General features: G+C 68.3%; 10 protein-coding genes. 8 read left to right on the top strand and 2 right to left on the bottom strand.

Annotated features, from left to right (window positions below; all coding sequences use genetic code 11):
* Window positions 1-50 precede the first annotated feature (50 nt).
* The 8 genes from LLH23_16535 to LLH23_16500 all read left to right on the top strand — a co-directional run bounded on the left by LLH23_16535 (window position 51) and on the right by LLH23_16500 (window position 6,248).
* Window positions 51-1,211, top strand: coding sequence for an aldo/keto reductase (locus tag LLH23_16535; protein MCE5240070.1), 1,161 nt, complete (start codon window positions 51-53; stop codon window positions 1,209-1,211).
* 173 nt (window positions 1,212-1,384) lie between these two features.
* A complete protein-coding gene (locus tag LLH23_16530) occupies window positions 1,385-1,642 on the top strand; it encodes a type II toxin-antitoxin system HicA family toxin (protein ID MCE5240069.1) in 258 nt (85 codons plus the stop codon).
* Entirely contained in the window at window positions 1,639-1,860 is a 222-nt protein-coding gene (locus LLH23_16525) for a type II toxin-antitoxin system HicB family antitoxin (GenBank protein MCE5240068.1), read from the top strand. Before LLH23_16530 ends, LLH23_16525 begins: the two co-directional genes overlap by 4 nt.
* Window positions 1,861-1,951: 91 nt before the next feature.
* Window positions 1,952-3,337, top strand: coding sequence for an aminotransferase class V-fold PLP-dependent enzyme (locus LLH23_16520; protein ID MCE5240067.1), 1,386 nt, complete (start codon window positions 1,952-1,954; stop codon window positions 3,335-3,337).
* Window positions 3,338-3,403: 66 nt separating this feature from the next.
* Window positions 3,404-3,715 (top strand): ribbon-helix-helix domain-containing protein, encoded by a 312-nt coding sequence (locus LLH23_16515; GenBank protein MCE5240066.1) that lies wholly within the window; start codon window positions 3,404-3,406, stop codon window positions 3,713-3,715.
* Entirely contained in the window at window positions 3,657-4,121 is a 465-nt protein-coding gene (locus LLH23_16510) for a PIN domain-containing protein (protein ID MCE5240065.1), read from the top strand. Before LLH23_16515 ends, LLH23_16510 begins: the two co-directional genes overlap by 59 nt.
* A gap of 403 nt (window positions 4,122-4,524) precedes the next feature.
* On the top strand, window positions 4,525-5,154 hold the full coding sequence (locus tag LLH23_16505; protein ID MCE5240064.1) for a DUF1559 domain-containing protein: 630 nt from the start codon (window positions 4,525-4,527) through the stop codon (window positions 5,152-5,154).
* A gap of 101 nt (window positions 5,155-5,255) precedes the next feature.
* Entirely contained in the window at window positions 5,256-6,248 is a 993-nt protein-coding gene (locus tag LLH23_16500) for a hypothetical protein (GenBank protein ID MCE5240063.1), read from the top strand.
* Here the strand turns inward: LLH23_16500 and LLH23_16495 are convergent.
* Window positions 6,226-9,693, bottom strand: coding sequence for a beta-galactosidase (locus tag LLH23_16495; protein MCE5240062.1), 3,468 nt, complete (start codon window positions 9,691-9,693; stop codon window positions 6,226-6,228). The two genes, LLH23_16500 and LLH23_16495, sit on opposite strands and share 23 nt — an antisense overlap.
* Window positions 9,694-9,797: 104 nt before the next feature.
* On the bottom strand, window positions 9,798-10,712 hold the full coding sequence (locus LLH23_16490; protein MCE5240061.1) for a hypothetical protein: 915 nt from the start codon (window positions 10,710-10,712) through the stop codon (window positions 9,798-9,800).
* Between the last annotated feature and the right edge of the window lie 4 nt (window positions 10,713-10,716).

Here is a 10,716-nt window from a genome sequence, read left to right as displayed (position 1 = left end):
AGCGCGGGCGAGGCCGCCCGCGCTACTGCGCATGCAAAACGGAGGTAGATATGCAGTATCGCGAAGTGGGTGACACCGGTATCAAGGTCTCGGTGCTCGGACACGGGACCATGCGTTACAAGGGCCGTGAGAACGCCATCGAGATGGTGCGGCACGGCCTGTCGCTGGGCATCAACTATTTCGACTGCGGCACGGCCTACGGCTACAAGGGCCCCGACGACTGCGCCGAGGCGTATGTCGGCGAGGCCATCCGGGGCGTGCCGCGCGAGCAGATGGTGCTGTCGGGCAAGGCCCAGCCCCGTCATGGTGAGGAGAAGCGCGACCGCGCCCTGAGCATCAACACCCGCGACGGCATGTGGCAGGCCATCGAGGGGGCGCTGGGGCGCCTGGGTGTCGAGCAGCTCGACTTCTTCCAGTTCTGGGACATGAGCGCGCCCGACCACTTCGACGCCGCCTGCCGCCCCGGCCCGGATACGCCGCTGCAGGCCATGCGCGAAGCCCGCGACCAGGGCCTCGTCAAGCACCTGGGCTTCACGACCCACAACCCGCTGCCGGACGAGGTCATCGGCTGGCTGCAGCAGGTGCCGGACTTCAGGATCGTGACCGCGTACTACAACTTCAACGACCGCGCGCCCGAGCGGATGCTGGACTACGCGCATGAGCACGGCGCGGGCTGTGTCATCATGGGCCCACTGCGCGGCGGGCTCCTGGTGGGCCAGTCGGCCGTCTTCGCGCGCGCCCTGCCCGAGATGGCGGGAATGCCGGTGCAGGAGATCGCCCTGCGCTTCCTGTGGGGCAGCCCGTCGGTCACCACGGTCATCTCCGGGATGAACGAGATCGCGCAGATGGACCAGAACGCGAGCTTCGCCGACGCGGCCAACACGATGACCGCCGAGCAGCGCGCGCGGTTCGTCGAGGCCTTCGTGGAGTTCAGCGGCGGCCAGCCGCTGTGCTCAGGCTGCCGCTACTGCGCCGGCTCGTGCCCCGAGAAGCTGCCGGTGTGGCAGATGGTCGGCCACTACCAGCTCGCCGAGGTCTTCGGTGTGCAGAGCGGGCTGGATGAAGTCAGGAAGATGGGAACCGACGGCGCCCCCGACCCGGCCAAGTGCCTTGGCTGTGGCACGTGTGTCGAGAAGTGCCCGCAGAACCTGCCGATCCCCGACTACATGGGGCAGATGGCGGAGCTGGCGGAGAAGCTGAGGGGCGCGTAGCGGCGGCTCACCAACCACGAGGCCCAGTGCAGTCCAGGAGAGAAGCACCCACCCATGCCCAGACAATAACGCCAACAGCAGAAGCTCGCTCTCGAGGGCGGCCTGAAGGCGGTCACCACTATCCAGGGCAAGGGGAAGCCCCGGTTCCACCCGGGCCTGACGGAGGTCGCTCTATGAACCCCGAGAAACTGCTCGGACGGCTGGCCTCAGGCGCGTTGAACAATGTGGCCTTTGCGGATATGATACGATTGGTGGAAGAGTTTGGGTTCCACGTGGCGCGGGTCAGCGGCAGCCATCACATCCTCAGACACCCTTCCGTCCCGGAGATGGTGAACCTGCAGGAGGTCAAGGGGCAGGCCAAGCCCTACCAGATTCGGCAGTTCCTGAAGCTCGTGGAGCGCTACAGGCTGGTTCTGGAGGACGACAAATGACGCATTATCACATCAACATCTTCTATAGCGAAGAGGACGGCGGGTATATCGCCGACATCCCCGACTTGGAGCACTGCTCCGCCTTCGGGGAGACCCCGGAGCAGGCCCTGGCCGAGGTCGAGAGGGCCAAGGCCGCCTGGCTGCGGGCCGCGCAGCAAGCCGGCAGGCCCGTCCCGCCCCCGCGCTACCGTCCCCTGATCTATCATGCCGGGGTCTGAACAGTAGACAAGGGCCCACGCAGTCCAGGCCTTACCAACACGGGTCATCTGACCGCGCATCCTGCCGCTCCTAGCGAGAGAGGTCACCCCAGTGTCCAAGCAAGAACGCCAGCAGCAAAAGCTCGCCCTCGAAGGCGGGCTCAAGGCCGTGACCACCATCCAGGGCAAGGGCAAGCCCAAGATCGCCAAGGCCGAACTCATGGCCGTCATCGAGCGGTTCGCCCTGCCGCCTGAGGCCGTCCAGCGCGTGAGTGATGCCCTCTCCGACGAGGACTTCGCCGGCGGGCCGTATCTCGCCAACTACTACTCGAGCATGAAGGAGACCTGCAACCAGGCCTTCGCGCGCGTGGCCCGTGAGGCCTTCGGCGTCAAGTACGCTCTGCCCACCAGCTCGGGCACCGCGGCCCTGCATGCCGCCTTCGTGGCTGCCGGCGTCAAGCCCGGCACGGAGGTCATCTGCAGCGCCATCGGCTTCTACGCCACCGCCGCGGCGGTTGTCATGGCCAAGGGTGTGCCGGTGTTCTGCGATGTGGATGAGTCGCTGCACATGGACCCGACCAAGATCGAGGCGCTCATCAACAAGCGCACCGCCTGCATCGCCCCCACCCATGTCATGGGCAGTGTCGCGAAGATGGACGCGATCATGAAGGTCGCGAAGAAGCACAAGATTCCGGTCGTCGAGGACTGCGCGCAGTCGTGCGGCGGGCAGGTCAAGGGCAAGTATGTGGGCACCTGGGGCGACCTGGGAATCTTCAGCATCTCCTCGTACAAGATCGTCGGCGGCGGCGAGGGCGGGATGCTCGTGACCGACAAGGAGAAGCTGTACGACGCGGCCTGCATCCTGGCCGAGGGCGGCGGCCTCACGCGCCCGGTGCGCTTCGCCCCGGAGCGCTACCCCGGTGAGCTGTTTGTCGGCACCAACTACCGCATGTCCGAGCTGGAGGCCGCCATTGACGCCGTGCAGCTCAAGAAGATGCCGGCCCTGTTCAAGCGCTTCCACAGTGTGAAGATGCGCATCCTGGGGCAACTGCAGACCTTTGCCGAGATCACTCCGCAGCGGCTCAACGACCCCGACGGCGAGGTCGGCTACACACTCAGGTTCTTCCCCGAGAGCATCGAGCTGGGTCGCAAGATCGTGACCGCGCTGAACGCCGAAGGCGTGGGCTGCGGGATGCGCGGCGACGCCGCCCCGCCGGACTGGCACATCTACCACTGCATGTTCCCGCTGGTGCTCCAGCAGGGCGCGACCGGGAAGGACAACTGCCCGTTTGGGTGCGAGCGCTACCTGAAGGCCGGCGGCAAGGCGGAGTACAAGAAGGGCCAGTGCCCGGTGGCCGACGACCTGTTCGACCGCATGATCAGCGTGGGCCTCAACCAGTGGTACAGTGCCAGCGACTGCAAGCACATCGCTGCAGCGATCAACAAGGTGTTGAGCGCGTACTGCACGCCGGACGCGAAGGGGAGAAAGTGGCTGTAGGCGGGTCTTGTGCGGCGGGGCATAGTGATGTATACTGCGATGTATACATCACGAATGAGAGCAACCATGACCACCACACGCATGGTCCGCAAGCAGGTCTACATCACGCAGGAACTCGAAGAGCGACTGAAGCGGCGCGCGCTGCGCGAGGGCCGGTCCGAGGCCGACATCATTCGCCAGGGCCTGGCGGCCGCGCTCGCGGAGTCCGGAGATGGGCTCGCCCCTGATGAGGCGTGGGCTGCGGAGGAGGCTTTCATCCGGGAGCGCCTGAGCATCAGAGTGCCGCAGCGTCGGCACGCCTGGAGGCGGGAGGACCTCTATGGGGAGCGCCTATCCAAGCTGCCTGGTGGACACAAACGTCCTACTGTACCAGTATGACCCGGCGCAGGTGAGCAAGGGCCGCCGCGCACTGGAGGTGGTCAGGGCGCTTAGTCAGGGCAGGCGGGGGCTCGTGAGCGCCCAGATCCTCGGAGAGTTCTTTGTGGGTCTGCGACGGCTGGAGCCACGGCTATCGCACGAGCACATCGTGCGCCGGGTGCGCTACTATGTCGCGCACTGGCATGTCTGCGCGGTAGACTCCGACACGGTCATGGAGGCCATCCGCGGCACGATGGAGCACCAGTTCGCGTACTATGATGGCCTGATCTGGGCCACAGCGAAATGCAACCATGTTCCCATCGTCCTGAGTGAGGACTGCCACGACGGCCGCACCATTGAGGGCGTGCTCTTCCGCGACCCCCTCGCCGACGGGTTCGACCTGGCCAGCCTGCTGCGAGACCAATGAGCTACGACCCGCACGACGACAGACAGCCGGAACCCTCCGGCCCCAGTTGCCGTCTCGACCAGCCCAGCTACGGGTGACCGTTCGTCGCCCTGGTCACGTGGATCGTGACCGGCATCGCCTGGCTCGTGCGGGCCGTGGCGCGGCTGTGGCGGCGGAAGGGTCCTCGGTCTGAGTAGTCTGACGCGACGCAGATGAGACGCAACCCGAGTAGGGCAGGCGATTCCGCCTGCCCTACTTGATTCCGCGGGCACCCCTTGCAGGAGCAGCGAGCAGGCCGGCTGAGTACGCCCTAGGAACTCTGTGGGAAGTCTCGGCAGGAAGTCGTACGCAAGCGGTCGAATAGCCCCAACGAGGAGTGTGACGACAGCGGCGCGTACAACAGCTCGACATAGGGAGGCAGCCCGTGAGATACCGTGGGTTCACGCTGATTGAGCTTTTGGTCGTCATCGCGATCATCGCCATCCTGGCGGCGATCCTGTTCCCGGTGTTCGCCAAAGCGCGCGAGAAGGCGCGCCAGACCAGCTGTCTGAGCAACGTCAAGCAGATTGCCCTCGGGGGTGTGGCCTACTGTCAGGACTACGATGAGCGCTTCCCGGCGCACGGCTGCGGCTGGGGGAACCGGGCCGATCAGACCTGCTATGCCTCCAAGATCTACCCGTACGTCAAGAACCTGCAGATCTTCACCTGTCCCAGCGCCACCTACAAGGCCGCCATCGGCGCTGACGGAAACGCGTACGGCCACAACCTGCAGTACCTCGGCAACCGCGCCACGACGATCACCATCGGCCAGGTACAGTCGCCGGCGGAGACCATCTGGTATGCCGACGCGACGCGCGGCTACGTCCGCGCCCCGTACTGCTGTGGGATCACAACCACCGCGGCCCTGTGCACCACAACCCCGGCGCCCGGCGACGACAACATTGACTGGCGCCACAACGGCGGCGGCAACTTCGGCTTTGTGGACGGTCACGCCAAGTGGGTCAAGGAGAGCGGCGCGATAGACCACACCAATCACTTCTGGGACCTGAACTAACCATCACCCAACCATCGCCGGTGAACCGCCCGCGGGTGCGCCGGGCCAGGGTTGTGCGCACCCCTTCACGTCCGAGGTGGCCGCTGTGGCCGGCCTCGGGCGTGCTGTTGCTGCTGGTCGGTTGCCGGCCCGCTCCGCCGCCGACGACGACGCAGCCGGCGCCCTCCCGGCCCGCCGTGCCCCGCTGGCAGTGGCTCCATCCCGACGAACTGCAGGCCACCGAGGCGCTCATTGCGGTCGTGGATCGCGGGGCGGTGGCTGCGGACGCCCCGAAGCGCCAGGCGTTCCTGAAGACGTATGCGGCCGCGTTCGCGGAGCTGTCGGAGGCGAACGCTCCAGTCCTGCCCGTGCTGCAGCGGCTGTGGGAGCTGGGCATGGCCGCGCGCCGGGCGCGGCTGTCGGCGGGGGAGGTGCGGCGGGCAGTCGGCCTGGGCAAGGCGGCAGTGCCACCAGCGGCGCGCCACGCGACCAGAGAGCAACCCGTGCTAGGTGTGCGGCTGCTGTCACCGGGTATGGTAGACCCGGCCGTGCGTCGGCTGCTGCGCGCAGTGAAGACGGGGGAGGGCTCGTACGCAGGCTTCGTGAGCCGCTGGGTGCGACGTGTGGTGATCGTCGAGGACCCGGCGTTCCTCAGCCCCGACCTACCCCTCAAGTGCGAGGGCGCTGCGGAGGTGTGGTCGGGCACGGTGTTCCTGACCGCGCGCGACCCGATCACCGGGCAGCCGCGGCCGCCATGGAAGGTCGCCGCGGCGTTGGTGCACGAGGCCGAGCACATCCGCTGGGCCTACGCGGTGGCGGGCGACGATCCGCGCCTGCTCTACAAGGCTCCTGACGAGCGCAACGCCTACCGCGAGATGTTCGTGTTCCTGCGCGAAGTCCGGCTCAGCCCGTCCGGGCGAGCGGGCGGGGCGACCGAGGCCGCCGCGATCAGTGCCGACATGCACAGGTGGCGCGCGGTCGTCGAACGGGCCAACACGCTGCTGGGCTATCCCACGGCGGACCTGTCGCAGCGCACCGAGGCCCTCGTCGCCGATGAGGCCCTGATGACTGACCCGATGAGCGCCCTGCCCGCTACGGGCGCGGCGGCGCCGTGACCGTGACCGCCGCGTCGGCGGCTCGGCCGCTGATGGTCTCTGTCACGCGCACACGCCACTGACCGGGCGCGTCGTTGAGGGCGAAGGGGATGCTGAGCGTCGCCGCCGCCTCGCCGCCGGCGGTGAGGGCCTGGGCGTAGAGCGGGTGCGGCTGCCCCGCCGGGTCGAGGACCTCGGTCACGAAGCTGTGGGCGGCGTTGGCCCGGCCCCGGCTGGGGACGGCCTGCACGCGCGCCTGCCACGTCTGACCCGCGACGACACCGGCCCGCTCGGGCTTGAGGATCAGGCCGGTCACCTCGTACGGACACAGGGCGAACAGCTTCGTCTCGCCCGGCTCCAGCGTGACCGGCCAGTCCGCGACCTCCCCCAGGTACCGGCGCGTCCGCACATCGGTCACGCAGGCCTGCCCGCCGGCCTTCAGGCGACCGCTCACGGGCTTGCCGGTGTCGTTGATGACGCCGACGAAGCTCGTGCCGCGGTGGGTGTATGTCACCACCTCGACCCCCGGCGCGATGTCCCCGTTGTCGCTACTGAAGCGGGCCAACGGCGCGAGGTGCAGCGGCTCTAGCCACGCCTGCAGTTGCGCGCGCGCCTGCTTGCCCACGTCCTCATTGCGGCGACGCGGATAGTCGCTCGGGAAGGCATTCATCACGACGGTCATTCCGGTGCCGGTGTGCTTGACCTCGCCGGGCTTCCCGAACAGGTCAGCCAGCAGCGACCCGCCGAACGCCGGCCGCAGCAGCGCGTCGTACTGGCCCGGCAGCACGTCGGCGATGACCAGGCCGCCCTGGTTGACGAAGTCGCGGATCTGCTTGGCCGCCCCCTCCGACAGGGCCAGCGCCTGGGCCATCACGAGCACCCGGTAGCCCTGCCGGCCGAGCAGGCCCTGCTCCACCTGTGCCCCCGCGACGTAGTCGTACTGCAGCCCCAGGTCCTCCAGCAGGCCCTGGAACACCGTGTAGGCGTTGACCAGCGCCGAGGGGTGCTTGTAGGCCGTGACGGCATGGACGGCCGTCTGGTCATAGAAGATCGCCACGCCGTCATGGTGGCGCTGCGCGGGCTGGATCAGCTCGGCGAGGCCCCGCCGGATGTCCTGGACCTCGTTCAGACTCGTGGCATAGGTGCGCGTGAGGCGGAAGTCCGGCCCGGCGATCCCCGGCGCGGAGCCGTAGGTCGCCTTGCCGTTGGCGATCCACCAGAACAGCCCGTTGTAGTCATGCAGCAGGGCATACCAGGGCAGCCAGCGCATGAACCGCTGGTTGCCGAACTGCCCGTCGTACGACCCCCAGTACAGGCTGCGCAGCTTCAGGTTCGGGCAGCTCTGCGCCAGCGACCGCACGATCTCCATCTGCGGTGGGTCCTGATAGGTATACAGGTTGACGAAGCCCCAGTCGTGCAGCAGGTTCCACCAGTCGGCCCCGTCGGTCGAGTTCAGCCGCCCATAGCCGTCCTCGCCCACCAGCGCCGGCGGGTCGAAGCTCCTGATCTCCCGCGTGACATCCTGCAGATGCTCGCGGTAGCTCTGCTCCATGAAGCGCGTATGCTCCACCCACGACGCGAATCCCCCTCCCTGTAAGGAGGGGGTAGGGGGTAGGACGCCGTTCGCGAGTCGCGCCTTCGCCCTGTCGAGGCTGTCGGGCACCACTGCCCCCCAACTCCCAAACGTCGTCCCCCACGCCGCATTCAGCTCCTCCAGACTCTTGTAGCGCCCCTGCAGCCACTGCCGGAACGCCGCCAGCGTCTGGTGTGAGAAGCAGTTGCCGCGCATCCCGGCGTCGCTGCCGGAGGGGTAGAACAGGTTGTCGCAGAGCGCGAAGGGCCGCGACTTGTCCGCTGCCTCGCGGCTGGCCTGCTGGTAGGCCGGGTCATGTAGGCACGGGTTGTGCACCGGCCCCAGGTCGCTCTGCTCGGTCTTCGGGTAGTACCCCGCAAAGGCCGAGGCGCCGAAGAGGTCCGCCTCGGCGATCATCCGCGCGGCGGCCTCACGGTTGCTGCGGTCGCCCCGGTAGAAGATCGCATCCATCCCCAGCTCGCGGAAGCGCCGGTACCACAGGCCGGAGATGTAGTCCACCTCCGACTCCTCCCAGCAGGCGAGGTGGAAGTCCGGGCGCTGTCGGTAGCGCACCGGCAAGGTCGCGGCGCTCGTCCGCACTGCGCCGCGCGGATCCAGGACCGACGCTTCCAGGCGCACCAGGGACGTGCCGAGGGGCCGCACGTTGGGGAAGCTGAACTTCAGCTCCTGCCCGGCCACGCCCCGCTGCTCGCCCAGCAGGCGCCCGTGGTTGTCCCACAGCCGCACGCGGAGCCACTGCCCCGGCGCCAGCGGCGCGATCAGCGTCACCTCGCCGCTGATGGTGTCGCCCGCGTCGTACGCGGCTTGCGGCAGGTGCAGCACACCCTGGCGCGGGGCCGACACCGTGAAGGGGAAGCTGCCCCAGTCGAGCGCCCGGCCCTGCGCATCTGCAGCCACGAGGTGTGCCACGTAGCGCCCATCGGGCAGCACCGGCAGGGACAGTCGTGCCTGCCCCTCCGCCACGGCGGCGGGTGCGAGCGGCTGCGACGGCCCATTGGGCACGCGCAGCACGGAGCCGGTCACACGCGTCGGCCGGTCTGCCGGCAGCTTCACCGGCACGACCAGCGTGGCGGGCAGATCGGCCTGGGCGAAGGCGTCCTGCAGCGGCGGCGACAGCACCGACGCGGGCTCGCGCTTCGCCGCGCACAGCACCGCGCGCCCGACGAGCGCGATGTACGGCTCGTATTCCCAGGGCGCGGGCCACGGCCACAGGCTCGGCGTCAGCGACTGGTTGGTCGAGTTGGTCTGGTAGCGCAGCGCCACCCAGCGGCCCTGGCCGAACGTGCCGCTCTGGATGACGTCGGCGATCCGGCGCTCACGGAAGGCAGTCAGCAGGTCCCATGGCAGACCGGCGGCGATGGTCACGCCGCGGTCCTCGACGCCGCGGCTGAAGAGCTGCGCCAGTTCGTCGTTCTTGGGCGGGCCGACGTAGACCAGCCCCGCGCCTGCCTGGACCTGCCGGAGGATCTCCGCCCGGTGCTCCAGCAGCAGCATCCCCCAGTTCAGCCCGCCGATGACGATGACATCCGGCTTCCAGGCCAGCCCCTGGTCGAAGCGCAGGGCCACCTTGTCCGGCGCGAGGAAGCCGGCCTCCTGCGCCAGGTTCATGTGCGTCTCGGTCATGACCGCGCGGCAGTCGAAGTCGAAGCGCTGCTGCAGCTCAACCGTTTCGCGCTGGCTCCAGGCGGGCGCGATCACCAGCACCCGCGTCGTCCCGCCCGCGTATGGCTTGGCCCAGGTGAGGTGCGGTGTCACGACCTCGGTGGAGACGCCGGTGTAGAGGTTGTCCTGCAACTCGGCGGCCTGGACGAGCGGCCCGAGGGCGAGGACGAGCAGAGCGACAAGCAGTCGCGTGGGCGGGCGTGTCCCCACGCCCGCAAGTGCCCTGACATACGCTAGTAGCGCGGGCGGCCTCGCCCGCGCGGGCAGGCGAGCCGCCTGCCCTACTGACCTTGGGAGTAGCAGATGGGCTCGTATCATCTCGCACCCCCTTCCCCGGCCGGCACATCAAACAGGCCGGGCTGCATCATCTCCTCGGCGGCCTGCCGGTACGCGCCGCGGAAGGCTTCCAGCGCCTCGGCATTCCCGCGCGCGGGATACTCCCATAGGCAGAACCGGAGCCGCCGCGCCTCGGGCTTGTATGTGATCCGCCCGCTGACGCCGTAGCCGCCGACATTGACGAACGCCCCGGTCGCCTGCGTCGCGTCGAACACGAAGGCGCTGGGCCCGGCGGCGGCGGGGTTGGTCTCGGGGTCGAGGGCTACATCGCTGAAGAACACCGCGCTTTCCTTGCCGACATCGAGGGCCTGCCGCCCGGGTTGGTCGAGCGTCCGCACCGGCGTCCACAGCACATGCTTCGGCTCGCGGTTGAAGCCGGAGACGTAGTTCTGGAAGTCCACGGCGAGCTCGTGCAGCGGCGTCTTCGGCTCCAGCAGCATCTCCGCAAACAGCCGGTCCTCGCCCGCCACGAGGACGAAGGTCATCTGCAGCTTCGCCTGTTCGTTCTCCCACCCCAGCCGCACCATCCCCTTGCGCCCGGACACGGTCTGCACGGTCTCCCCGTTGGCCGGCAGCAGCTCGAACCGCTTGCCGTCCAGCAGCAGGTGCATCATGCCCGCCTGGTACCAGTTGCACTGGGTCGGCAGCGACAGCCCGACGGTGCCATTGCCGGACTTGCGGTCATGGCGGATCTGATAGGTGAAGCGGCCGGACTTGAGGACAAAGGAGATGCAGGGGTAGCTCTCGGCCCCGCCCCCCCAGGCCCATTCGCTGGCCTTGACCTGCACAAGGTCCTGCGGGCCTTCCTTGAGCACAATCCCCCCGACCTCAATGTCGGCCAGGGCGACAGAGACGAGCGCGAGTGGAAGGGCAATGAATGCGAGGATGCGCAAGGCG

Source organism: bacterium (genome assembly GCA_021372615.1).
Lineage (GTDB): Bacteria > Armatimonadota > Zipacnadia > Zipacnadales > UBA11051 > JAJFUB01.
This window is presented reverse-complemented; position numbering and strand designations above follow the sequence as displayed.